A 26300-nucleotide genomic window follows, 5' to 3' on the forward strand; every position below is an offset into this window, starting at 1 on the left:
GATATTTTTATTCTAACATAGAGAAAAAATCTTAAAAAAGTGTAAATTTGCCTCCTTGATAATCTAACTAACGAAAAAATTGCTTATGCCAACTCAATTTCCACGCGGACACAAAAAACTTCTAAAAGCTTGGATATTATATGATTGGGCTAATTCTGTATATAGCTTAACTATTGTTTCTGCTGTATTTCCTATCTTTTATGGATTGTTATTCAAAATAGCAGAAATAACTCATATTGAAATTTTCGGAATAAGTTTTAAAAATACTGCCGTTATCACTTTTGTTACATCATTAGCTTTTTTAGTGGTTGTTTTAGTTTCTCCTATACTTAGTGGAATAGCTGATTATCTGGGAAATAAAAAAACTTTTATGAAGTTTTTTTGTTATCTGGGAGCAATTTCCTGCATAGGCTTATATTGGTTCTCTCTGGAAAATGTGTACTTCGGACTTACGTGTTATTTTTTGGGAGTTGTAGGTTTTTGGGGAAGTATCGTTTTCTATAATTCTTATTTGCCAGATATAGCCTTGCCAGAACAATATGATGAAGTTAGTGCTAAAGGTTTCATTATGGGGTATTTAGGTTGTACCACATTATTGATTTTCAATTTGGCAATGGTAATGTATCCATCTTTCTTTGGTATTGGAGGAGATGAAACACAAGCAACCCTTACAGCAATGAAAATTTCATTTGTAACGGTGGGAATTTGGTGGATTACTTTCAGTCAGTATTCGTTTAGATATCTACCTGATTTTGAGAAAGGAAGAGGCAAAATAAATAAAAATATTATTTTTAATGGTTACAAAGAATTAAGAGGTGTCTGGAGAAGATTAAAAGAATCTAACAGATTAAAAATGTTTCTATTCGCATTTTTTGTCTATAGTATGGGAGTACAAACTATTATGTTAGTTGCAACCTATTTTGGAGAACAGGAAATCCGTTGGAAAGGTACAGAAGAACGAACATTAGGGTTAATTATAAGCATTTTGATAATCCAAATTGTAGCTATTTTTGGAGCAAGGCTAACGGTTGTCGCCGTCAAAAGAATGGGACAAGTTCCTGTACTAATTATTTTAAATTGCATTTGGATTATAATTTGTTTGGTAGCTTATTTTATTTATCTTCCAGTACATTTTTATATAACGGCAATGCTTGTAGGAATGGTAATGGGTGGAATTCAAACACTTTCTCGTTCAACGTATTCAAATTATCTACCCGAGACAAAAGATACAACATCTTTTTTCAGTTTTTTTGATGTTGCTGAAAAAATTGGCATTGTTATTGGTATGGGAATATATGGCTTCATTGACCAATTTACGAATAATATGCGAAATTCAGTAGTTTTTTTGGTTCTGTTTTTCGGTTTTGGCGTATTTTTGTTGTTGAAAGTCTTAAGAATGGAAAGAAGAAAAGCGAAATTAGAAAAGCTTCAGTCCAATTGTGATTAATAAATGAAACTCATCAAAGTTTAAATTTATTTTTTGGTTACTTAATATGAATTTGTTATGAAAAAAAGTATTTTTATTTGTTTTTTGTGTTTAGTTATTAATTTTGCTAAAGCACAAACTTTTGAAACTTCAAAAAGGCAAGTTCCTGTTGTAGTTCCACTTGAAAATGCTCCCGAACTTAATTCATCTGATAACTTATTTTCTTTACCTTTATCTACAAAAAAAGACGAATCGGGTTCTCTACTAAAAACACCAGAAAAAGAGGTTAATTTCACGAAAAAAAGTGATTTGATACGACGAAAAATAGACTTTAAGCCTAATTATAGCGTTTTGAATGACCATAAAAGGGAAGAATATAACGCTCCAAAAGGGAATCAATTTTTTGGAGACTTTGTAAGCAATGGCGGATTTGTGAATGTATACTGTAGAGATTATCAAGCTATTGATGGTGATAGAGTTAGCATTTTAGTAAACGACAAAGTTGAAATTCACGATATCCTTCTATTAGGAGAATATAATGGCTTTCAAATCAATTTAAAACCTGGATTCAATAAAATTGAATTTTTAGCTTTAAATCAGGGAGAATCAGGTCCTAATACAGCAGATTTCAGAGTTTTGGACGATGGTGGAAAAGTTATCGCTCAAAATCAATGGAATTTAGCAACAGGTTCCAAAGCTCAGTTTGTTATCATAAAAAATGAATAGCAAATTTACATTACCAATATACCATTTATTAAGATAAATTTAAAAATCATAACAATTGTTTTTAATTGAAATGATTTTTTTAAAAAATGTTCACTTCAAACTCTAATTCTATATCAAACTTTTCCTTCACCTCATTTTTAACAAAATGAGCAATTTCAAGAATCTCTGTGCCTGTAACATTTCCATAATTTACTAAAACAAGGGCTTGTTTTTTGTGCACACCAGCATCACCTTTTCTATAACCTTTTAATTTACAAGTATCTATTAACCAACCTGCTGGAATTTTCACTTGTTCCTGATTTAATTCATAAAAAGGCATTTTAGGATATTTTTCTTGAAGTTTCTCAAATTTCATCTTTGTCACAATAGGATTTTTAAAAAAACTTCCGCTATTTCCTATTTTTTTAGGATCAGGCAATTTGCTTTCGCGAATAAAAATAACTGCTTCTGAAATGTCCTTTGGGGTTGGATTTTTAATTTCTCTTTGAGATAAAACGTCTTTTATAGCACCATACTCTGTACGTAAAATGTGATTTCTTTTGGTAAGTTTGAACGTAACAGAAGTAATTATATAATTATCTTTTTCTTCATTTTTAAATATAGATTCACGATACGCAAATTTGCAATCAACATTAGAGAAGGTTTTCTTTTTATATGTTTTCACGTGAATCGCTTCACAATTCTCCATAACATCTTTGATTTCAATCCCATAAGCTCCTATATTTTGTATGGGGGTAGTCCCCACATTACCTGGTATGAGTGACAGATTTTCAAGTCCCCCAAATCCTTGATTTAGCGTATGTAAAACAAATTTGTGCCAGTTTTCACCTGCCTGAGCTTTAATCCAAACGAAATCTTCTGTTTCCTTTTCTATAGAAATTCCTTTAAGTTGTATATGAAATACAGGTTTTTCAATATTTTGGGTTAAAAGCATATTACTACCACCTCCTAAAATAAAGGGATTAGGAAAATGTTGTAATGCATTAATTAATTCTTCTTCAGTTTGAATTTTAATGAAATCATTTGCTTGAACATCTATATTAAACGTATTGTAAGGTTTTAAAGATAATTTCTTTTGTGAATATATTTTATTTACCATAATTGTATTTTTTATTATGATTTTTGTAAAATTTCTTTTTGCAAAAATACGAAATATGCAAAGAATTCACACGTATTTTTTACTTAAGATTGAAATGATTTTTCAGTATTCTAAAACAAAAAATGTAATATGTTAAAAATCTGTATACTTTCAAAAAAATATAAATTGATTTTACATACCCCTAATTTTGCAAACTTGTTACTTCAAAAAAAATTACTACTTTTGTCCACACAGAAAAATTAAAATAAAATATGTTTGGAGATCTTATGGGAATGATGGGTAAATTAAAAGAAACCCAGCAAAAAATTGAAGAAACAAAACAACGTTTAAATAATGTTTTAATAGATGAAGTTTCATCAAATGGTGAAATAAAAGTTACCATAACAGCCAATCGGGAAATAAAATCTATTCAAATCAATGAAAGTTTACTTTCTGATAAAGAAGAATTGGAAGACTACTTGGTGCTCACACTAAATAAAGCGATTGAAAAAGCTACACAAATCAATGAAAATGAGTTAGCTGCAGTTGCCAAACAAGGAATGCCTAACATACCTGGTCTTTTTTAGTAAAGAGCTTTAATCACCAATAAAATATTACTTTCAAGATAATTAAAATTTAAGATTATGGGCAAAATAATTGCTGTTGCAAATCAAAAAGGGGGAGTAGGAAAAACTACAACTTCAGTGAATCTGGCAGCTTCTTTAGGGGTACTTGAGAAGAAGGTGTTACTTATTGATGCTGACCCTCAAGCAAATGCTACTTCAGGGTTAGGGGTTGATATTGATTCAATTGAGCACGGAACTTACGAGCTTTTAGAGCATACTGTGGAAGCAAAGGATATGATTATCCACACAGAATCTCCTAATTTAGATTTAATCGCAGCACATATTGACTTGGTTGCTATTGAAATTGAGCTGGTTGATAAGGAACAGCGTGAGTTTATGCTCAAAAAAGCTTTAGAACCTATCAAAGACCAATACGATTATATTTTAATTGATTGTGCTCCTTCATTGGGCTTAATTACACTAAATGCACTTACAGCGGCTAACTCTGTTATTATACCTATTCAGTGTGAATATTTTGCTTTGGAAGGGCTTGGCAAACTCTTAAATACGGTTAAACAAGTACAAAAAGTATTCAATCCAAATTTGGATATTGAAGGGCTTCTTTTAACAATGTATGACGCTCGTTTACGTCTTTCAAATCAGGTAGTTGAAGAGGTTCAAAAGCACTTTAGTGATATGGTTTTCAAAACGATTATCCAGCGAAATGTACGTTTGAGTGAGGCTCCAAGTTTTGGTGAAACAATCATAAACTATGACGCAACCAGCAAAGGAGCTACAAATCATATTAATTTGGCACAAGAAATTATTGATAAAAATAAAGTTTAAATCACATAAATGGCTAAAACATTCAAAAAACAAGCCTTAGGAAGAGGTGTTTCTGTCATATTTGGAAATAGTCCAGATAATGACATTAATTCAGCAAAGGATAAAAATGCTGAAAAAGTAGTAGGTAACATCATTGAATTGGAGCTTGATTTTATAGAAGTAAATCCTTTTCAACCCCGAACTTCTTTTAATGAAGAAGAACTTGAAGGGTTGGCTTCATCTATTCAGGAATTAGGTGTTATTCAACCAATTACTGTTCGGAAAATTGGATTTAATAAGTTCGAATTAATTTCTGGTGAGCGTCGTTTTAGAGCTTCAAAATTGGCTGGACTGAAAACCATTCCTGCTTATGTTCGTATCGCAGATGATAACGAATCCTTAACGATGGCTTTAGTTGAAAATATCCAACGCCAAGATTTAGACCCAATTGAAATAGCACTTTCTTACCAACGACTAATTGAGGAAATTAATCTCACTCAAGATCAAATGAGTAAACGTGTTGGTAAAAAACGCTCTACAATCACTAATTACTTAAGACTCTTAAAATTAGCTCCTGTAATCCAAACAGGAATTCGTGATGGGTTTATTTCTATGGGTCACGGACGTGCCATAATTACCATTGAAAATCCTGAACAACAGGTGGATATTTATCAAGAAATTATTTCGCAAAATTTGTCCGTTCGTGAAACAGAAGATTTGGTTCGCAGAATTCAAAATCCTGATTTGCAAACTACTGAAGGTAAAAAGTCAGAAATTGAAACCTCTAAAAGTCAAAATCTAAAAGCAGGAATTCCTTCATATATTCAGGAAAATTTGGACAATTTTAGTCACTTTTTTGGCACTAAAGTTTCCGTTAAAGTTGCTAAAAATGGTAAAGGAACATTAACAATTCCTTTTTCTTCGGAAGAAGATTTTAAACGTATTCAAAGTTTGTTGAATAAAAATGTCTAAATCAATTGTTTTCATATTTATAATGTGGCTTGGCCTGTATGTATCTTATGCACAATCAGCTGGTTTGCAAGATACAATACAGGCTAAAGCTGTAAAAAGTGAATTTAAAACGATACAACAACCTACTTGGAATACAGACCCTCTTTCTCCTGCTAAGGCAGCATTTTATTCCGCAATTCTTCCAGGTTTGGGACAAATTTATAACAAAAGTTATTGGAAAGTTCCTCTCGTTTATGGAGCCATCGGTACAGGAGTTTATTTTTACATTCGCAATACAAAAGAATTCAACAGATATCAAACGGCTTATAAAAGACGAATGGCAGGACATACCGACGACGAATTTTATGGAAATAGAAGTGATGGTCAGCCTCGTTTAAGTACAGATGGTTTGCGTAGGGCTCAGCAGTTTTACAGAAGAAATCAGGAGTTGTCCCTGTTAATTACGGCAGGTTTGTATGCTTTGAATATCATCGAAGCCAATGTAGATGCACACTTGAAGCAATTCAATGTAGATGAGCGTCTTTCTTTTGAACCTTTCTTTGAATCAAATGAAATAAATGCAAAGCCTATGTTTGGGATAACAATGCAATATCGTTTTTAATACTTTCTTCTTAAAGAAAAATCAGAAATAATTTTTTTAAAATACGTGTATCAAATCCTGTCCGAATGAGATATATTTTATTTATCATCAGTTTGTTAGCAATTTATTTACCTTCTTTGGCTCAAAATAATGACCCAAAAATAAAACGTATTGAGATTGTCTACGGAGGTGAATTCACTATTGATAACGCAAAATATCCTGGAGCTACCATTTTCAAATCCGATGGAAATAAAGTTCAGTTCAGGCATCAAGGATTGGATATTTGGTGTAATTTGGCAGTACTTTATGAGGAAAAAAATCTTGTTATTGCTCACGGAGATATATTCGTACAACAAGGGGATACCTTACAAATGAATAGCCAATACATTTCCTACAACGGAAACCTTAAAACAGCTGTAGCTAAAGAAAATGTAGTACTGAAGAACGAAACAATGACTCTTGAAACAGAAGAGCTTTTCCTCGACAGAAATACACAAGAAGCCTATTATAACAACTTTGGTAAAATCACCGATGTGGAAAACGAACTGACCAGCAAAACAGGTAAGTACTTCATTACCAAAAAGAAAAATCAATTTACTAATTCAGTAAAAATTGTAAATAAAGATTTCGTGGTTGACTCTCAAATATTGGACTACTACCACCCCACAGGAAATGCTTACTTCTACGGAGCGACAACAATTACAGGTCAGGACTATAAAGTTTATTGTGAACGAGGCTTTTACGATACACGCAAAGAAGAAGGGTACTTTATGAAAAATGCAACTATCGATTACGACTTAAAAACACTGAAAGGAGATAGTTTGTACTTTGATAAGAAGAAACAATTTGCCTCAGGGACAAATAATATTGTTGTGATTGATACCATTAATAATACCATTGTTAAAGGACATTATGGCGAAATTCACAAAGCGAAAGACTCTATGTTCATTACCAAAAAACCTGTAATCATTTCATTGATTGAAAAGGATTCAATGTATATGCACGGAAAAAAGATACTGGTTACAGGAAAGGAACAGAACAGAACAATCAGGGTGTTCCCTGATGCTCGTATTTTTAAATCGGATATGCAGGCAAAATGTGACTCTATTCATTCCAACGAATTTAGCGGACTTACTCAACTTATAGGTAAACCTGTGGTTTGGACAGGGGAGAGCCAAATGACTGGTGACAGTATCCATCTAATAGCCAATACAAAAACTGAACAATTGGATTCGCTCAAAGTTTTCAATAATGCCCTCGTAGTTGAAAAAGATACGCTGAGCGACGGATACAATCAAGTAAAGGGAAAAGTTCTGTATGGCAAATTCAAGAAAAATCAACTCAAGCAAATTGATTTCCTCCAAAATACGGAGTCTATCTATTACGTCTACAATGATAAAAAGGAAATGGTGGGCATCAACAAGCTCACTTGTAGCCACATCAAACTGCATTTAGATGAGCAACAACAAGTTGAGAAGGTCGTTTTTATCACGCAACCTGTAGGAGATTTATATCCAGAAGACAAACTTCATAAGAACGACCGCAAGTTCCGAGAATTTATATGGCGAGGCGACGAACGAATCGCAAGTAAAGATGAAATTTTTAGCGAGGAAGAAAAGAAACAACAACCTATTAAAATTCAAGGACCTAAGGAACCTGAAGAAGTTGATATAGAAGAAGCGAAACTAAATGCTGAGCAAGATGAAGAAGCTTCTACCGAAACTGAAAAATAATTCGCCTGACAATGATTAAAAAACATACGGCAAACTAAAAACACTTTGCCTGTAAACTGAAAACACTTTGACGTCAAAGTTAAAATACTTTCCCGTCAAAGTGTTTTTGATTTTCACTACAAGAACAAATCTGAAAACATATCACTTGTAATTTCTTTCCGTTAAAAAATAAAAAGATGTACTTATAAAACATTAGCTTTGTTGTACAATTATCAACAAATAAAAATGATGTTTATAATTAAATGAACATCAGGAATCTAAAAAATGTACGTCAATTTGAAAAAAAACTGACGTCAGAAAATAAATTTCTTGACGTCAGAAAATTTTCGAACGCACGTCAATCTTTTTTAAAGTGTACGTACGTTTCTGTTTGGAACGTATTTTCGGCTCTTATCGTTTTTCCAAAAGTACTACATTTTCTACGTGGTGCGTCTGCGGAAACATATCGACAGGTTGCACTTTGGTGACCTTGTACATTGCGTCCATCAACGCCAAATCACGTGCTTGTGTAGCGGAATTACAACTCACATACACCACTTTAGGCGGAGCAATGTTGAGGATTTGTTGTACCACGTCCTTGTGCATTCCGTCGCGAGGTGGGTCGGTAATGATAAGGTCAGGTACTCCATTTTCAGCTATAAACGCTTCATTGAAAACGTTTTTCATATCTCCCACAAAAAAACTTACGTTCGTAATATTATTGTTCTGGGCATTGACTTTAGCATCTTCAATAGCTTCCGGAACTGCCTCTACGCCAACTACTTTTCGGGCTTTCTTTGCTACGAATTGAGCAATAGTGCCCGTTCCGGTGTAAAGGTCGTACACCAATTCATTTCCCGTTAGCTGGGCAAAATCACGAGCCACTTTGTAAAGTTCATAAGCCTGTTCGGAATTAGTCTGATAGAAGGACTTAGCATTGATTTTAAACCGCAAACCTTCCATTTCCTCATAGATATAATCGCGTCCTTTGTAGCAAATAATTTCTTGATCGTAAATAGAATCGTTTGCTTTTCCATTGATAATGTATTGAAGCGATGTGATTTGCGGGAATTTTTCTGACAGAAAATCGAGCAGCAACTCCCGTTGAGTTTTATTTTCCTCAAAAAACTGAATAACCACCATAAGCTCACCAGTGGAAGCAGTTCGTATCATCATCGAACGTAAGAAACCTGACTGATTACGAGGGCTATAGAAAGGCATTTCGTGTTTCAAAGCGAACTGCTTTACCGCCAAGCGTATGGCGTTGGAAGGGTCGGCTTGTAGATGGCATTTTTTAACGTCAAGAATTTTATCCCAAGCCCCTGAAATGTGAAATCCTAAGCCGTTGCGATTGTCAATACTTTCTGAATCTTTTATCTCTTCAGGCGTAAGCCAACGCGTATCCGAAAAGGAAAATTCCATTTTATTGCGGTAAAAATAGATTTTTTCTGAGCCTAAAATAGGTTGTATTTCAGGGAGTTCTATTTTTCCTAAGCGTTTGAGATTATTTTCAACTTCTTTTTGTTTGTAAAAAAGTTGATGTTCGTAGCTCATATTCTGCCACTTACATCCCCCACAATACCCGAAATGTTCGCAAACGGGTTCGGTACGCCTTTCTGATGATTTGTGAAGTTTTGTTACAAATCCTTCGTAATAAGCGTTTCTTTTTTTGGTAGTTTGCACATCAACTACGTCACCTGGAACAGCATCTGACAGGAAAATAACCCGTCCGTCAGGAGCTTTGGCTACACTTTTGCCCTTTGCCCCAGCATCGATGACTTCTATATTTTCAAATACTAACTTCTGATTTTTCTTTCCCATAATTGTGTGCAAAGATAATTCTTTATTGATAAAGAGCAAAAAATGCTGACCCATCAGTCAATCATAGCTAATATATAAAAAACTTCTGACGTCAATTTTAAAAAGATGTAAAAGCAAAATATTATGAGGTATCATTTATATATTGGTTTACAATGATTTAATTATTTTATATTTTCAAAACAATATTTTAAAGAAGAACTTTTTATTTTTTTTCGGTTGATTATTCATTTTTTTTATATTTTTACGAATTGAATATTTGGTGGTAAGCCAACAAAAATCAATTTTAGATGAATATAGCAATTGTTTGTTACCCTACCTTTGGTGGAAGTGGGGTAGTAGCAACCGAATTAGGACTTGCCTTAGCTCGGAAAGGACATCAAGTACATTTCATAACATACAGCTACCCAGTACGTTTGGACTATTTGGAAATGAATATTCACTTTCACGAAGTACACGTGGAAGAATATCCATTGTTTCATTATCAGCCATACGAATTGGCACTTTCCAGCAAGATGGTTTCTGTAATAAAAGCCTATAAAATAGATATTTTACACGTACATTATGCCATTCCACACGCTTATGCTGGTTATATGGCTAAGCAAATGTTGAAAAAGGAAGGTATTGAAATTCCAATGATTACAACTCTGCACGGAACAGATATCACTTTAGTAGGAAATCATCCGAATTACAAACAGGCAGTTACTTTCAGTATTAATGAATCAGATGTAGTTACTTCTGTTTCAGAAAGTTTAAAACAAGATACATTACGTTTGTTTGATATTGAAAAAGAAATCTATGTAATTCCGAACTTTATTGATATAGGAAAAGACACATACACAGCCCCGTGTAAACGTTCTATAATGGCACAAAAAAACGAACGAATCGTAACTCATATTAGTAATTTCCGCAAAGTAAAACGAATTCCTGATGTGATTGAAGTTTTTTATCAAATACAACAAAAAATTCCTTCAAAACTTATATTAGCAGGAGATGGACCTGAAAGAGAGTTTGCTGAGAATAAATGTAAGCAGTTAGGTATTAAAAATAAAGTACTTTTCTTGGGAAATACTTTAGATGTGGATAGACTACTTTGTGCTTCTGACCTGTTTTTACTACCATCAGAATCAGAAAGTTTTGGGCTTTCAGCTCTGGAAGCAATGGCATCAGGCGTTCCTGTAATTTCTTCAAACGCAGGAGGTTTACACGAAGTAAATGAAAATGGTTTCTCAGGATTTTTAAGCCCTGTCGGAGACGTTAAAGAGATGAGTAAAAACGCCATTTACATTCTGGAAGATGAAAACCGCTTAGCTCAATTTAAAAAACAGGCAAAAATTTCTGCCAAAAGATTTGACGAGTGTAAAATCATTCCGATGTACGAAAATCTTTATGAAAAAACTATAGAAAAAAATATTGGAGAACATTAACTATTTTAAACTATAAAATTTATGAAAATATCAGTAGAACTGACATTCAGTCCATTACAAGATGATTTTGAACAGCCTATTATTCATTTTATTAAAAAGTTACGAAATTCAGGTTTAAAAGTACTTGAAAATCCGCTAAGTACACAAGTTTATGGTGATTATGATAAGGTAATGCATACACTCACTGCTGAAATAAAAGAAGCTATGGAGCTTGTTGAACGTGGATTGATGTACATAAAAATAGTAAAATCAGACAGATACGACTATGAACCACATTTTTGATTGGTTTTTTGCTCAATATAAGGGTGTAGAAACGCATCTTATTGTGCTGGAAATCATCGGTGTGATTTTTGGTCTTCTGAGTGTTTATTTCAGTAAGAAACGAAATATTCTGGTCTATCCCACAGGCATTATCAGTACAATTATTTTTGTGTATTTACTTTGGATTAGTCGGCTTTTTGGAGATATGCTTATTAACTTTTACTACACAATAATGAGTATTTATGGTTGGATTCTTTGGGCAAAAAGTAGTAAAGATAATGTACATATTGAAGTTTCAAAAACTACTCGGCGTGATTGGCTTATTAGTTTTGGATTAGCTACATTTAGTTGGATATTTGTAACAGGAGTGTATTTGTTAAAACCTTACATCAATAATGGATTTTCATCTGAAGGAATTTCCTTTGGTTTTCAATATTTTACTTGGATAGATTGGATTGATATTTTTACCACTTCAATATTCTTGGTTGGAATGTGGTTGATGGCTAAACGAAAAATTGAAAATTGGATTTGCTGGATTATTGGCGATATTATTTCGGTGCCCTTGTATTATCATAAAGGACTTGTATTCAGTTCATTTCAGTATTTTATTTTTACTATAATCGCAATTGCAGCCTTTTTTGAATGGAAAAGAAGTTTAAACAAATTGAAAGTGATATAATTCGCGTGGCTTTTGTAGGACCTGAGTCTACAGGAAAAACTACACTTAGCAAAGCTCTCGCCAAGGATTTCGAAACAAAATGGGTTCCTGAGTTTATGCGAACGTATCTACAAAAAAAATGGGACGAAAAACGTGAAACCTGTACTTGGGACGACCTCGAACCCATTGCATTAGGGCAAACTTCATCGGAAAATGAACTTATACAAAAAGCAAATAAAATTATTTTTTGTGATACAAATTTGCTTGAATTGATGATTTATTCGTATATTTACTACGGAAAATGCTCGGCTGAAATTGAAAAATATGCACTTGAAAATCATTATGATGTCGTTTTCCTGACAGATATTGATGTTCCTTGGCAAGCAGACGATTTGCGTGATAAACCCAATGAACGTGAATTTATGTTTGTTCAATTTAAGCAAATGCTTGACAAACAAAATATTAAATATGTAATAATAACAGGCGACCTTGAAAAACGTTTGAAAACTATAAAAGAGGTTGTTGATAAAATATTGAAAAACAATGGCTAAACTTACATCAAAAGACCAAGAGTTATTGGCTAAAAAAGGAATTTCAGAGGAAGTTCTTGAAAGTCAGTTAGAACTTTTCAGACAAGGTGTCCCTCCAATTGAGTTAAAGGCTGCTGCGACCATTGGAAATGGAATTCTATCTTTCTCAAAAGAAGAAACCGCTAAATATGCAGCACTTTATCAGAAGAAAAAGAAAGGTATTTCAATTTTGAAATTTGTACCTGCATCAGGAGCAGCTACTCGGATGTTCAAATCACTTTTTGCTTTTAAAGATAATTACAATCCTGAAAAAGAGTCATTTAAAGCATATATCAATCGAAAAAGTGATAGAGAAATTGAAGCTTTTTTTGAAGGACTGGAAAAATTCGCTTTTTATCCTATTTTAATGGATTATATAGCAAAAAATATTCCCGATTTTCACATACAAAATGAAGACAATCAAAAACATATGATTGTATCTGTTTTACTTGGAGAAAACGGATTAAATTATGGAAATTTACCTAAAGGGCTACTTCCTTTTCATAAGCATTCAGAAAAAATCGTCACACCTTTTGAAGAGCATTTTCGTGAATCGGTAATGTATGCTTCGGGTGAGGATACTGCTCATCTACATTTCACTATTACTGAGCAACATACGGAGGCGTTCAACAAAGAATTAAATGAAATCAAAGAAAAACTTGAAAAGAGATATAACACTAAATTTGATGTAAGTTTTTCCTATCAAAAGCCAAGTACTGATACCGTTTCTGTTACCGAAGACAATGAATATTTCCGAGACGAAAATGGAAATCTTTTGTTCCGTCCATCGGGTCACGGAGCTTTGCTTGATAATCTTAATGAAGTTAATGCTGATGTAATTTTTATAAAAAATATTGATAATGTTGTAGTTAAAAAATACACAGATGAAACCGTTTTTTACAAAGAAGCACTGGCAGGAAAATTACTTGAAATTCAATCGGAAGTTTTCCACATCTTAAAACGTATTGATAACGATAAAGTTAAGAAAAAAGAAGTGAAAAAAATATTGAATTTTCTCAAAGAAATCAATGTTTATGTTCCTGACTATCTGTATAAATTCAGAAGGCGCTATGCTTTGGAATTCATTCAAGAACAACTCAATCGACCAATTCGTTTGTGTGGAATGGTTAAAAACGAAGGAGAACCAGGTGGAGGTCCGTTTTGGGTAAAAGATATCAATGGAAACTTAAGTTTACAAATTATTGAATCTGCACAGGTAGATTTGGGTAATGCTGAACAAAAAGAGATTTTCCAGCAGTCTACACACTTTAATCCAGTTGATTTAGTTTGTGGAACAAAAAACTTCAAAGGAGAAAAATTTGATTTACAAGAGTTTACAGACCCTAAACAAGCTTTTATTACAGGAAAAACCTATATGGGAAAACCACTAAAAGCTCTTGAACGTCCAGGACTTTGGAATGGCTCTATGGCAAACTGGATAACCATTTTTGTTGAAGTTCCATTGATTACTTTTAACCCAGTAAAAACGGTAAACGATTTACTGAAAAAAACACATCAGTAATTAATTGATTATAAAATGATTTGGAAGTTTATAAACTAATGAATTTTCCTGACTTTGTTCTTAAAACTTCCAAATCATTTGATTTTTAAATATAAAAAACTATGTATCTGAAAAGAATTATACTTGTTGCATCTGTTATTGGAGTAGTTATTCTGGGGATTTTCTCTTATTTTGTATACAACGCCGTTTTAAGCCCAAATACGAATTTTCAGGAAAAGGAAGTGACTATTTATATCCCAACAGGTTCTAATTTTAATGAAGTTATTCATAAAATAAGTCCGTACCTTTCTGATATAGAAACTTTTAAACGAGTTGCTATTCAAAAAAAATACGCTCACAATGTAAAAGCAGGAAAGTATATTATAAAAAGAGGAAGTAATAATAATGATATTGTCAATACATTGAGAAGCAAAAATGTACCTATCAAATTGACTTTCAACAATCAAGATAGATTACAAGATTTAGCAGGACGTATCAGTCAGCAAATTGAAGCTGATAGTCTTTCTCTATTGGAATCTTTTTTAGAAACTTCTTTTTTATCTGAAAATCAATTTAGTGATAAAGATGCCATCACAATGTACTTACCTAACACGTATGAGTTTTTTTGGAATACGTCAGCAGACCAATTCAGAGACAGAATGCTAAAGGAATACAATCGTTTTTGGACAGAAGAGAAAAAACTAAAAGCTGAAAATCAAAATCTTAGTCCGAAACAAGTGAGTGTTTTAGCTTCTATAGTACAAAAAGAAACAGCTCAAGTATCGGAGCGGAGTAGGGTAGCGGGAGTATATCTTAATCGATTGAAATCAAATATGTTACTACAGGCTGACCCAACCGTGATTTTTGCAATAAAAGAACATTCAGGAAATTACGACACAATAATAAGAAGAGTTTTAAACCGAGATTTAGAGATTGATTCTCCTTACAATACTTATAAATATGCAGGATTGCCTCCTGCACCCATTGCAATGCCTGATGTTTCATCTATTGAAGCTGTTTTAAATCCTGAAAAACACGATTTTTTCTATTTTGTGGCAGATATAGAAAAACCAGGTTTTCACAAATTTGCACGAACTTATAATCAACATCTTATCAATAGTAAAGCTTATCATCAGTGGATAAATTCACAAGGAGTTAGAAGATAAATTTACTATATCACATTCATAACCTTAATTTTTCATAATTTTTTGGTTATTTGACAAAAAATTAATACATTTGAAAACTTATTATAACTTTAATTTATGACAAAAAAGAATACAACCTCCAAGCATTTGCTTAACAATACGTTAAAGAGCTATGCTTTAGAAGATTACAAAACCGCTCTCATCAGTAGAGAGTGTAGTGCCTTAGGCAGAATAGAGGTTCACACGGGAAAAGCTAAATTTGGTATTTTTGGTGATGGAAAAGAATTACCTCAGTTAGCAATGGCACGAGCCTTTAAAAATGGTGACTTCCGAAGTGGATACTACCGAGACCAAACCTTTATGATGGCAATAGGGGCTTTTTCCATCGAGAATTTCTTTGCGGGGCTCTATGCTCACGCTGATATCCAAGCCGACCCAACCAGTGCTGGAAGGCAGATGGGAGGACACTTTTCAACTCATAGTTTAGATGAAAATGGAAATTGGAATAATTTATTAAAACAGAAAAATAGTAGTAGCGATATTTCGTGTACAGCAGGGCAAATGCCTCGTTTACTTGGATTGGCACAGGCTTCAAAAATATATAGAGAAGTAGCTGGTATACAAAATAATAATTTTTCTGATAACGGAAATGAAGTAGCTTGGGGAACCATTGGTAATGCAAGTACCAGTGAGGGGCATTTTTTTGAAACAATCAATGCGGCAGGGGTAATGCAGGTACCAATGGTGATGTGTGTATGGGACGATGATTACGGAATTTCTGTACCAGCGAAATATCAAACTACTAAAGAGAATATATCTGAGATTTTAAAAGGGTTTCAACGCGATAAGAATTCTAATAATGGACTTGAAATTTTTGTTGTCAATGGTTGGGATTATCCTGCTTTGATTGAGACTTTTGAAAAAGCTGGAAATATTGCTCGTACTGAGCACGTTCCTGTACTTATTCACGTAAGAGAACTCACACAACCTTTAGGACATTCAACTTCAGGTTCGCACGAACGCTATAAAACAAAAGAACGCCTCGAATGGGAGAAGGAATTCGATTGTAACCGTAAAATGCGTGAATGGATCTTAAAAAGTGAATTTGCTACAGAAGAAGAACTTGTTCAGATGGAACAAGAAGTTAAAAAAATGGTAGCGGGAGGAAGAAAACGAGCTTGGGAAGCGTATACCAATCCGATAAAAAGTGAAAGAAGTGAGTTCATTTCCGTAATTGATGAGCTTATTAACCAAGCTACCAATCATAAAGCTGAAATTGAAGCAATTAGAAATGAATTAGTTAGCATAAAGGCTCCTATACGCAAAGATATTGTAAGTGCGGGTCGTAAAATACTTCGAAATTTACGTTACGAACAACCTTCAATCACCAAAAATTTACGTCAATGGATTCAGAATTACTCGGTTGATACTCAACCTAAATATAGTAAATATTTATATATTGAAAATGATAGTAATCCTGTTTCAGTAAAGGAAGTTCTACCTGTTTATGACAAAAATTCAAACTTGGTAGATGCTCGTATTGTTTTGCGTGAAAATTTTGATGCTCTATTTGCAAAGTATTCTAATCTACTCATTTTTGGTGAAGATACTGGAAATATTGGCGATGTAAACCAAAGTTTAGAAGGCTTACAGAAAAAATACGGCGAATTACGTATTGCTGACGTAGGAATTCGTGAAGCGACCATTGTGGGGCAGGGAATAGGAATGGCAATGAGAGGATTGCGTCCTATTGCTGAAATTCAATATTTGGATTATATACTTTATGGGTTACAGACTCTTAGCGATGATTTAGCTTCGTTACATTATCGTACATTTGGTAGACAAATGGCTCCTATGATTATCAGGACTCGTGGGCATCGATTAGAAGGAATTTGGCACTCAGGCTCACCAATGGGAGTTTTATTGCACTCATTAAGAGGAGTTTATATATTAACACCGCGTAATATGACCAAAGCTGCAGGATTTTATAACACCTTGTTAGAAGGAAATCAACCTGCAGTTGTAATTGAATGTTTGAATGGATATCGCCTTAAGGAGGAGCTTCCTGTAAATCTTGGAGAATTTAAAACACCTATTGGAGTTGTTGAAACCATAAAAGAAGGAAAAGATATTACTATAGTTTCTTATGGGTCAACCTTACGTATTGTAAGTCAAGCAGCTGAAGAATTAGAGAAATTTGGTATTAGTGCAGAAATAATTGATGCTCAATCACTTTTACCATTTGACCTAAATCACGATGTTGTAAAAAGTGTAGCTAAAACTAATCGTTTATTGATTGTAGATGAAGACGTTTCGGGAGGTGCTTCAGCTTATATTTTACAAAGAGTTCTGGAGGAACAGAATGCGTATCAGTATTTGGATAGTGCTCCGCAAACGCTAACTGCAAAAGATCACAGAACCGCATATGGCACTGATGGGGATTATTTTTCAAAACCAAGTGTAGATGATGTTTTTGAAAAAGTATATGGAATTATGGACGAGGCAAATCCTAATAAATACCCAAACTTTTTGAAATAGATTAGTCTATCAAAATTATATTTACAAAACCTCTATATGTAACTTTATAGAGGTTTTATTTTTTATACAATGAAAAAGAAGTTCATTTTATAAATTCTATTTTACATAATATAAATTATGATACAAAAATAAAATTTTATAAAAGAAAGATTTAATAGTTTAATTTATTAAATCTTCCTTTATTTTTTAATTATTTTTATGCTGAATTTCGGCTAGCATTAATGTTACCAAACATCGAACGCATTACCATTTTTTCATAAATATTTACTAATTCACTATCAAAAGTTTCGTTTTTAATTTTTTGTAATGCATATTGTTGAATTGTTAATAATGGTAAAACCATTTTTTCACGAATCTCTATAGATGCTTTTCCGCTTTGATGATTTTCCATCAACTCTGAATAGCCTGTCAGTTTCAATAACATTTTTTTTGTCAACTCAAATTCTTCATAAATTAATGTCCAAAATTCTCCAAATTCAGCATCATTTTGCATATATTGTGTTAATTTAAAATTTGATTTTGTCAAACTCATCATACTATTTTCAAGTAACGCTCTGAAAAATAATGAGTTCTTATACAAATAAATAGCTTTATCAAAGTTTCCTTTTTCTTCAAGATATTTTAAAGCAGTTCCCACTCCGTAAAAACCTGGTACGTTTTGTTTTAACTGACTCCAACTTCCAACAAAAGGAATCGCTCTTAAATCACTGAAATTCAATCCTTCTGATTGTGAGCGCTTACTAGGACGACTTCCAATATTTGTTTTAGCATAATATTTTAACGTGCTAACTCGCTCTAAATAAGGAATAAACATTGGATGATTTTTGAAATTAGTATAACTTTCATAGCTAATTTGAGCTAGTTCAGAAATAACTTTTTTATCTTCTTCTGTAAGTAATGTGTTTTTATTATCATTAAAAACTTTATTGTTAATCCCCGCACTAAGTAACTGCTCCAAGTTATATTGAGAAGATTCCAAAGTTCCAAAATTAGAGCTAATCGTCTGACCCTGAATTGTTAACTGAATTTGTTCAGCCTCAATAGTATTGCCTAAAGATGCATAAAATTGATGAGCTTTTCCTCCACCACGTGCAGGAGGTCCTCCCCTTCCGTCAAAGAAAATAACCTTAACTCCGTTATTTCTAGAGACTTCTGTTAAACGCTCTTTAGCTTGATAGATACTCCAATTTGCCATTAAATATCCGCCATCTTTTGTTCCATCAGAAAAACCTAACATAATGATTTGTATATTATTACGATTCTTCAAATGTTCTTTATAAGTTGAATTCGTATATAATTCCTGCATAACACGTTCAGCAACAGACAAATCGTTAATAGTCTCAAAAAGAGGAATAATATCAATACTTGGATTTTTCCAATCGCATAAACGAATCATTGTCAGTATTTCAAGCACATTTAATGAACTTTGATTATTGCTAATAATGTAACGATTTGCTCCACGTTCGCCGTTAAACTTTTGAATTTCTTTTATAGCGTAAATGCTTTCAATCGTTTGTTTGGTAAGTTCATCAGAAAAATCAGCTGAATTCAGAATTCCTTTTGCATTTATTAAACACTCATATTGCTCTTTATCAGATAATTCTCCATAATTTTCAGGTAATATTCTCCCTTTCAGAGTTCTTGATATATCTTTTATTACGGAATGATGTACTCGTGAATCTTGTCGAATGTCAAGTGTTGCGAAATGAAATCCAAAGATTTGTATTTTATGTAATAAATCATCAACTTTTTCAACAAATAATGATTGATATTTTTCTATCAAAATCTGTTTAATGTTTATCAATTTTTCAATAAATTCATCTAACAGAATAGAATCATCTTTTTGCAGGAAACTCAAATTGTATAATTTAATTTCCAATTCACTAATGAGAGGCTCAACTTCTGGGAAAGTTAATCTCCTCTTGATATTGCGTAAATCTTTATAGTAATTCCGAATAACAGACCTTCTGAGGCGTTCTGCTACCTTACGCGTTATTTCTGCTGTAACAAACGGATTCCCATCACGATCACCACCAGGCCAAAATCCAAGTTCAATGATTTCATTATCTATACGTTTGTCTTTAAATATGTTATGATATATATATTTGTAAATTGTTCCAACAGAGTGATAAAATACATTCTCTAAATACCATATCAAATTTACAGCTTCATCATACGGTGTTGGTTTTTCTTTCTTGAAGAAAGGAGTCTTTCCCAATTGTGCTAAAAGATTCTTAATGAGTAATATATCATCTTTTTTGATTGCTTCAGATAAATCATTAATAATTGCTAAAACCGCTCCTGGATAAAACTGAGTTGGGTGTGCTGTAAGTACAGGACGCACTTTTGCATAACGCAGATATGCTTTTAACTGTTCTGTTTTTTCCTGAGACTCAGCCTTTTCACGAACGTTTCGGAGGGAACCAAGTCCATCTAAATTGTTTACAATAGCAAAACTGGCATCTTCTATCGCATCAAATAAAACTACCTGACGTTCAATATATTGAATGAAACGAAACAATAAATCATTTTTTTGTTTTTCAGTTGGATTTTCTAAATATTTATTAAAAAAATTATTAACTATTTCAACTGGAGAGGAATTCTCCTCATACCCTTTGTTACACATTTCACTAAAAAGAGGCAACAACGTTCCCGTTTCCAAAACCTCTTCATAAGGAAGCGTCATCAAAATACCATTATAAATTTGGTATTTACTTAATACATTTTCGTTAAATCGTTCTAATTTTGTTTTTCTCGGCATACGAATTTGATTATTTTTAAAACATAAAAAAATCCTCCCAAATTTTTTGAGAGGATTTTACTATTGTCTATTTCATCTTAAAAAATTATAATTCTTTGAAAACAGTTCGCATCAAACGTTTTTTGTCATTGATGGTTTCCTCCAAAGAAATCATACTTTCTGTACGAGCAACTCCCTGAATATCATCAATCATATAAATAATTTCCTTTGCGTGTTTCGTATCTTTTGCTCGAATTTTACAAAAGATGTTATATTTACCTGTAGTTATGTGAGCAACAGTTACATAAGGAATATTTGCCAAACGTTCCAAAACAAATTGAGTCTGATGGTTTTTTTCAAGAAAAACTCCTACATAAGCTACAAATGTATATCCAAGTTTTTCATAATCAATGGTTAAAGTTGAGCCTTTTATAATTCCTGACTCCTCCATTTTACGAACACGAACGTGAACCGTACCAGCAGATATATCTAATTTCTTGGCAATATCAGTAAAAGGAGTACGTGTATTTTCTATTAGCATATCCAAAATTTGATGATCAATCTCATCTAACCTAAATCTTCCCATCGTATTATTTATTAATTACGAATGCAAAGTAAATCATTTTTTCAATATATTCAAAATAAATTCATTTTTTTTTTGTAAAAAATTATTTTTATACAAATTTAGGTTCGAATTTTTTTAAATCTAATTGTTTTTCTATATCTTTTTTATCTATCTTATTTATAAAAATCTCCGACAATCTATACTCCTTATGACCATAGTAATTTTTTAAATTTCCAATTTTAGAAATATAGGGTTCAAAATAAATTGTATTATTTTTTAAAGCTTCTTTAAATAAAATGCCTATATCAATTGTATTTTGATAAAAGTCATCTCGCAATAGTACATCAAAAAACAATTTATCATTTTCAGGAATTTCAAAATATGATTCATATTCATTGCCTAAAACATCATTGTCAGCAATATATTTAAGTCCTTCAATCATAGCAAAGGAAACATACTTTCTGGTTTCTTCTCGGAGATAATCTAACCGGTAATGTCCTGCTTCAAACAAAATAGTTGATATGTTTACATTTGTAAAATAATCTCCAGTACAATTTATATTAAAACTATCATCAAAACGTCCTATTTGATTAGGTATGTATTTTTGTAACATTTCATTCATAACAGAAATGACTTCCATACTTTTCCTGCGTACGATATTAATATCTCTATTTTCGTTATATAAAGGAGCTAAAAACGATATTGTTGCTGGATTTTTCGTCTTTCCTGCCGAGAAAATAGTTCTTTGATCGTGTAAATTAAAACAAAAATCAGGCTTAACAAGTTCAAATGCTTTTCTAAGACATTTACTTTCAGGTTGAGATAATTCAAATGCATCACGATTCAAATCTACTTTATTAGCATTTACACGTGTATATACTTCAGCTCCGTCAGGATTTAGAATTGGTATAAAAAATATAGATAACTTTTGTAAATAACTATTATTTACTTTTGTAAAATAATTTAATGTGTCTAATAATGATTTTGTTGTTGTTGATTCATTTCCGTGCATTTGAGACCACATTAATATTTTCTTATTACCATTTCCAATCTGATACAAATAAATAGGTTTGTCATTAACTGATTTTCCTAATATTATTTTATTTTGAATATTATAATTTTGTAGAATAGGTAAAATCATTTTGAAATTAATATATCTACCTGATATTCTTTCCTCTTTAAATTGATTATATTCCATAAAAGTTTAGTTTTGTAATCTTATCTCTATAGTTACATTATTAAATTTTTCACATAAAATTTTTATTTTTATAATTTTATTTTTTACATTTGTATTTTATTATTTCTACTTAATTTCTATTTACAATGGTAAATTCATCTGATTTCACAAAAAGGCTTCAAAAAGTAATGGATTATTACGGATTAAGTGCTTCAGCTTTTGCTGATACTCTCGAGATTCAACGTTCAAGTATTTCTCATTTACTTTCAGAGAGAAACAAACCTAGTTTGGATTTTATTCTCCGATTGGTTTCTAAATTTCCTGAAGTTGATATATACTGGATTACACAAGGAAAAGGAAAATTCCCTATATCTCAGGCTGTTTCACCTAATTCAGGAAAAGATTCATTTCAGACAAATTTATTTGACGAAAAAAGAAATGTTACAGAAAAAAAAGAACTAAATAATCCTATTGAAGTCATAAGTAGTATCCCAAAACCTGATAAAAAAGTAAAAAAAATAATTTTTTTCTACGATGATAATAGTTTTCAAATGTTTGAAAACGAATAATTTTTTTACAATTGTAATTTAAAGCCATTTCTTTCTTTTAAAATATGATATCATCAAGAAAGATAGTAAAATCATTATTCCCCAAACGATAAAGTATGACCATTTATACCTAAGTTCAGGCATAAAATCAAAGTTCATACCATAAACTCCTACAATAAATGTTAAGGGAATAAATATTGTTGATATTAAAGTGAGTAATCGCATTATGTTATTCATTTTGTTGCTCATAGCTCCCATATAAGTATCTGTTAATCCCCAGAGGATATCACGATATGTACCTAGAGTTTCTACAATTTGAATAGTATGATCGTGTAAATCATGAAAATAATGCTTTGTATCAGCTGTAATTAAGTAATGATGAATTTTTTCTAGTTTGCTCGTTATTTCTCTAACTGGAACAATTGATTTTTGAAGAAAAATTGCGTTTTTCTTCAAACTCTGTATTTCCAAAATTATTTTTTCATCAGGATTATTTATAATTTCATCTTCTATATCCTCAATTTTACTTCCAATTTTATCCAAAACCAAAAAATAGTTATCGATTACTGCATCTAAAAGCCCAAAAAGAAGATAGTCTATATCTTTTTCACGAATATTATTTACATTTGTTATCAATCTTTTTCTTAATGGTGCAAACACATCTTGCCCCTCTACTTCTTGAAAACTTATAATATATCTTTCACCTAAAATTAGTGCCAGATGTTCTGAAATAATCTGTTTATCCTTTCCAAAATATATCATTTTGATAATAATCAATAAATTATTATCAAGGATTTCACTTTTAGGACGATGCTCTGTGTCGAGAATATCTTCCAAAAGTAAACTGTGTAAATTTGTAAACTCTCCTACTCGTTTTATTTCATCAATATTATTTAATCCATTGATATTTATCCAAGTACGATTTTGAGCAGAAATAAAAGATAAAGCTTCCGTAACAGAATTTACTTTTCCTGAATGAAAAAATGAATCTTTATATGAAATTACATCAATGTCAATTGCCTTTTCTTTTTCACCAAAATATAATAAGCTCCCTGGAGGTAATTCCATCTTATTAATTCGATTCAATTTTTTCTTTTTACGCTTTTGAGAAATACTTCTGCTCATTCTTCAAATTACTTCAAAAATCTATTTCAAAAGTAAAAATTATTTTTCAAACTATGAAATTTTTTAATCTATGATTGTTTTCTAAATAACGCTTCAATAAGATATATTAAATTAATTATGTAAAATATTGATTATTAATTATTTGATTGTATTTTTTTAAACTAAAAGTTTAAAATTATTAACATTTTAATAATATATATCATTCTGTCATTTAATTATGAAATACAAAATCTTTTTCACATTAAAATTCTCGTTTTCAATAATTTATATTAGTAAATATGCTCCATTTTGGATTCTAAATTTTAGGAGTAATCATTAATTAAAGTAATTATAGAAATAAGGTTAATTAAAATACTTATTACCAGTTTTTTATATTTTAAATAAGAACTTTATAAGATTAAAAAAACTCAAATCTTCTCTCCTATGAAAGAAAATTTGAGTTTACCTTTTAACGGAAAAACTATCTCTGCTATTTATATAATTTATTTAAAATTCCCAGTCACCACGCACTTTTAAGACTTGAGTAATAACATCACGAACACAACCTTCCCCACCCTTCAAATGAGAAATATAGTTTGCTACCGCCTTTACTTCCGGAGCTGCGTCTTGCGGACAAGTTGCTAATCCAGAATGTTTCATTGGTGGAATATCCAATATATCATCTCCCATATATAAAATTTCTTCTGTTTTTAGTCCTTTTGACTGTTGATATTCCAAAAAAGTATCTAATTTTTGATGTCTTTTCATAAAAATTTCACTAATTCCTAAATCTTCAAGTCTTTTTTTAGCTCCTTGATTATTTCCTCCAGTGATAATACACATATTATACCCCTTATCCAACGCAAATTTCATCACAAAACCATCTTTAACACTCATACTTCGTAGTAATTCTCCTTCGTTTGTTACTAAAACCTGAGCGTTTGTTAGTACTCCATCTATGTCAAATACAAAAGTTGTAATATTTTTTAGATACTCTTTATAGCTTTTTGTTTCCATAAGTTTCTAATATTGAATTTGTTATTGTTTTATAAATTTCTTTTCGATTTCCATTTAATAAGGCTAAATGATTTTCAATAGTTTGAAGGTCATTACGCCTTGCTGGACCTGTTTGAGCATCAAAGGGTTCCATTTTCTGAATTTTCTCAAAAGTTTCCGTAAGTAAAGTAGCCAAGATTTCAAAAGGAATTTCATTTTCCTGACATATTTCCTTACTGATTCCTATTAAATGATTTGTAAAATTATTCATTATTACTGCAGAAATATGCAAAATTTTTCTTTGAAAACTATTTATTTTATAAACTTTACTTGAGATAGACCTAGCTAATGTTTGTAGTACATTCAAATCTGATAAATCATTAGCTTCTATACATATAGGAACTTGTTGGAAATCAATCGCTACATCTTTAGAGAAAGATTGTAATGGGTAAAAAACTCCTCTTCTATTTTTGTGACTCAAAGCATTAATATCAGTATTTCCTGAGGTATGAACTACCAAACTTCCTGAAAGAGGTAAACTTTCAGATATCTCAAAAATAGCTGAATCTTTCACTGCAATTATACAAATGTCAACAGGTTTTAATAATGAAACATTTGTAATTTTTTCAACTTCAAATTGCTCAAAATGAGAAGTGAAGTAACTCCTATTACAAAGTTGCTTCACCTCAATTTTATCATTATTATAAAAAACTTTCATCAAATGGAAAGCCACATTCCCTCCTCCTATTATGCTCAATGACAATTTTTGTTTTCTTTCCATCAGATAATTTTACAATGTTTCTATAAATTCCAATTTATAGTAATTCGTGATAATTTTGCGGTATCCTCTATGTCATTTTTTGTAATTTCGGAAGAAAGCCCAAAATTATTGCTCTTCAAAGCTGACTTATCAAAAGTAAAATAGAAATTTTCGTCTGTAGGAGTTATCAATACACTTTTCAGTGTTTGTTCAATTTCAAAGTTAGGATATTTTTCTTTAACATCTTTATAAGTACTTGATAGTGAAATTCCTTTCTCTGTTGTAAAACGTGAATCCAAAATCAACACGCTTTCTACAACCTTTTGATTATCAGAATTAACAGCAGGTGTAATTTCTATCAGTTCTTTCCCACCTTTTTCAAAAATGATAATGCGTTCCATACTGGCATAACGAAGTTCCCCCTCAAAAGTAGTGTTTACCAGAGAATCCTTTACATAGATAGAGTCTAATTTTTGAATAGGCGTATTTTTATGTAAAATTCCAACACTATCTTTAGTTATCAGGAATTTATTATCTGTTTTATTACACGCAATGGTTGCAAACAGAATTAGTATTAGTACAATGTATTTATTCATTTTTATAATTAA

Annotated in this window: 24 protein-coding genes; 15 read left to right on the top strand and 9 right to left on the bottom strand. The window is 31.6% G+C overall.

All coding sequences use genetic code 11. The features are described 5' to 3' along the window. Window positions 1-85: 85 nt before the first annotated feature. Window positions 86-1447, top strand: coding sequence for an MFS transporter (locus CGC48_RS00295; protein ID WP_095897311.1), 1362 nt, complete (start codon window positions 86-88; stop codon window positions 1445-1447). 57 nt (window positions 1448-1504) lie between these two features. Next, the gene (locus CGC48_RS00300; protein WP_095897312.1) at window positions 1505-2152 is read left to right on the top strand and encodes a hypothetical protein; all 648 of its coding nucleotides are present in this window, start codon (window positions 1505-1507) and stop codon (window positions 2150-2152) included. Window positions 2153-2231: 79 nt separating this feature from the next. On the opposite strand, the gene murB is transcribed toward CGC48_RS00300, so the two are convergent. Further along, complete coding sequence (murB, locus tag CGC48_RS00305; RefSeq protein WP_095897313.1) at window positions 2232-3251, bottom strand: UDP-N-acetylmuramate dehydrogenase; 1020 nt, start codon at window positions 3249-3251, stop codon at window positions 2232-2234. A gap of 251 nt (window positions 3252-3502) precedes the next feature. On the opposite strand from murB, the gene CGC48_RS00310 reads away from it, so the two are divergent. From CGC48_RS00310 to CGC48_RS00330, 5 genes are all read left to right on the top strand, one after another. After that, on the top strand, window positions 3503-3817 hold the full coding sequence (locus CGC48_RS00310; protein ID WP_018278892.1) for a YbaB/EbfC family nucleoid-associated protein: 315 nt from the start codon (window positions 3503-3505) through the stop codon (window positions 3815-3817). 57 nt (window positions 3818-3874) lie between these two features. Further along, window positions 3875-4642 (top strand): ParA family protein, encoded by a 768-nt coding sequence (locus CGC48_RS00315; protein ID WP_018278891.1) that lies wholly within the window; start codon window positions 3875-3877, stop codon window positions 4640-4642. A gap of 9 nt (window positions 4643-4651) precedes the next feature. Beyond that, the gene (locus CGC48_RS00320; protein ID WP_095897314.1) at window positions 4652-5593 is read left to right on the top strand and encodes a ParB/RepB/Spo0J family partition protein; all 942 of its coding nucleotides are present in this window, start codon (window positions 4652-4654) and stop codon (window positions 5591-5593) included. After that, window positions 5586-6194: a DUF5683 domain-containing protein gene (locus CGC48_RS00325; protein ID WP_095897315.1), complete on the top strand. Its 609-nt coding sequence runs from the start codon at window positions 5586-5588 to the stop codon at window positions 6192-6194. Before CGC48_RS00320 ends, CGC48_RS00325 begins: the two co-directional genes overlap by 8 nt. 65 nt (window positions 6195-6259) lie before the next feature. Beyond that, window positions 6260-7906, top strand: a complete 1647-nt coding sequence (locus tag CGC48_RS00330) for an OstA-like protein (RefSeq protein WP_095897316.1) — start codon at window positions 6260-6262, stop codon at window positions 7904-7906. A 390-nt stretch (window positions 7907-8296) separates the two neighbouring features. On the opposite strand, the gene rlmD is transcribed toward CGC48_RS00330, so the two are convergent. Further along, complete coding sequence (rlmD, locus tag CGC48_RS00335) at window positions 8297-9706, bottom strand: 23S rRNA (uracil(1939)-C(5))-methyltransferase RlmD (RefSeq protein WP_098029709.1); 1410 nt, start codon at window positions 9704-9706, stop codon at window positions 8297-8299. Between the two features lie 287 nt (window positions 9707-9993). Here rlmD and bshA point away from each other — a divergent pair, with 287 nt between their 5' ends. The 7 genes from bshA to CGC48_RS00370 all read left to right on the top strand — a co-directional run bounded on the left by bshA (window position 9994) and on the right by CGC48_RS00370 (window position 17802). After that, window positions 9994-11130 carry an N-acetyl-alpha-D-glucosaminyl L-malate synthase BshA gene (gene bshA, locus CGC48_RS00340; protein WP_095897317.1) on the top strand — a complete coding sequence of 379 codons (1137 nt, stop codon included), beginning with the start codon at window positions 9994-9996 and terminating at the stop codon, window positions 11128-11130. Window positions 11131-11151: 21 nt separating this feature from the next. Next, window positions 11152-11412: a thiamine-binding protein gene (locus CGC48_RS00345; RefSeq protein WP_095897318.1), complete on the top strand. Its 261-nt coding sequence runs from the start codon at window positions 11152-11154 to the stop codon at window positions 11410-11412. After that, window positions 11396-12070: a nicotinamide riboside transporter PnuC gene (pnuC, locus tag CGC48_RS00350; protein ID WP_095897319.1), complete on the top strand. Its 675-nt coding sequence runs from the start codon at window positions 11396-11398 to the stop codon at window positions 12068-12070. The genes CGC48_RS00345 and pnuC overlap by 17 nt, the downstream gene beginning before the upstream one ends. Then, complete coding sequence (locus CGC48_RS00355) at window positions 12034-12600, top strand: AAA family ATPase (protein WP_095897320.1); 567 nt, start codon at window positions 12034-12036, stop codon at window positions 12598-12600. Before pnuC ends, CGC48_RS00355 begins: the two co-directional genes overlap by 37 nt. Then, the gene (locus CGC48_RS00360) at window positions 12593-14140 is read left to right on the top strand and encodes a DUF4301 family protein (protein WP_095897321.1); all 1548 of its coding nucleotides are present in this window, start codon (window positions 12593-12595) and stop codon (window positions 14138-14140) included. The genes CGC48_RS00355 and CGC48_RS00360 overlap by 8 nt, the downstream gene beginning before the upstream one ends. A gap of 101 nt (window positions 14141-14241) precedes the next feature. Then, window positions 14242-15285 carry an endolytic transglycosylase MltG gene (gene mltG / locus CGC48_RS00365; protein ID WP_095897322.1) on the top strand — a complete coding sequence of 348 codons (1044 nt, stop codon included), beginning with the start codon at window positions 14242-14244 and terminating at the stop codon, window positions 15283-15285. Window positions 15286-15381: 96 nt separating this feature from the next. Beyond that, complete coding sequence (locus CGC48_RS00370) at window positions 15382-17802, top strand: thiamine pyrophosphate-dependent enzyme (protein ID WP_095897323.1); 2421 nt, start codon at window positions 15382-15384, stop codon at window positions 17800-17802. Window positions 17803-17998: 196 nt separating this feature from the next. Here the strand turns inward: CGC48_RS00370 and CGC48_RS00375 are convergent, their stop codons facing one another. The 3 genes from CGC48_RS00375 to CGC48_RS00385 form a co-directional block, all read right to left on the bottom strand. Beyond that, window positions 17999-20563, bottom strand: a complete 2565-nt coding sequence (locus CGC48_RS00375) for a phosphoenolpyruvate carboxylase (RefSeq protein WP_095897324.1) — start codon at window positions 20561-20563, stop codon at window positions 17999-18001. An 85-nt stretch (window positions 20564-20648) separates the two neighbouring features. Next, complete coding sequence (locus CGC48_RS00380; RefSeq protein ID WP_018279111.1) at window positions 20649-21128, bottom strand: Lrp/AsnC family transcriptional regulator; 480 nt, start codon at window positions 21126-21128, stop codon at window positions 20649-20651. Window positions 21129-21216: 88 nt separating this feature from the next. Beyond that, the gene (locus tag CGC48_RS00385) at window positions 21217-22305 is read right to left on the bottom strand and encodes a M14 family zinc carboxypeptidase (RefSeq protein WP_198537142.1); all 1089 of its coding nucleotides are present in this window, start codon (window positions 22303-22305) and stop codon (window positions 21217-21219) included. 125 nt (window positions 22306-22430) lie between these two features. Between CGC48_RS00385 and CGC48_RS00390 the strand changes: the two genes are divergently transcribed. Beyond that, the gene (locus CGC48_RS00390) at window positions 22431-22853 is read left to right on the top strand and encodes a helix-turn-helix domain-containing protein (RefSeq protein ID WP_095897325.1); all 423 of its coding nucleotides are present in this window, start codon (window positions 22431-22433) and stop codon (window positions 22851-22853) included. A gap of 18 nt (window positions 22854-22871) precedes the next feature. On the opposite strand, the gene corA is transcribed toward CGC48_RS00390, so the two are convergent. From corA to CGC48_RS00410, 4 genes are all read right to left on the bottom strand, one after another. Further along, complete coding sequence (gene corA / locus CGC48_RS00395) at window positions 22872-23957, bottom strand: magnesium/cobalt transporter CorA (protein WP_095897326.1); 1086 nt, start codon at window positions 23955-23957, stop codon at window positions 22872-22874. A 486-nt stretch (window positions 23958-24443) separates the two neighbouring features. Then, window positions 24444-24953, bottom strand: coding sequence for a KdsC family phosphatase (locus CGC48_RS00400; protein ID WP_095897327.1), 510 nt, complete (start codon window positions 24951-24953; stop codon window positions 24444-24446). Then, the gene (locus tag CGC48_RS00405; protein WP_041993211.1) at window positions 24934-25713 is read right to left on the bottom strand and encodes a Rossmann-like and DUF2520 domain-containing protein; all 780 of its coding nucleotides are present in this window, start codon (window positions 25711-25713) and stop codon (window positions 24934-24936) included. Before CGC48_RS00405 ends, CGC48_RS00400 begins: the two co-directional genes overlap by 20 nt. A gap of 20 nt (window positions 25714-25733) precedes the next feature. Further along, window positions 25734-26288 carry a hypothetical protein gene (locus tag CGC48_RS00410; protein WP_098029711.1) on the bottom strand — a complete coding sequence of 185 codons (555 nt, stop codon included), beginning with the start codon at window positions 26286-26288 and terminating at the stop codon, window positions 25734-25736. Between the last annotated feature and the right edge of the window lie 12 nt (window positions 26289-26300).

It is taken from the genome of Capnocytophaga cynodegmi (assembly GCF_002302475.1).
Classification (GTDB): Bacteria; Bacteroidota; Bacteroidia; order Flavobacteriales; family Flavobacteriaceae; genus Capnocytophaga; species Capnocytophaga cynodegmi.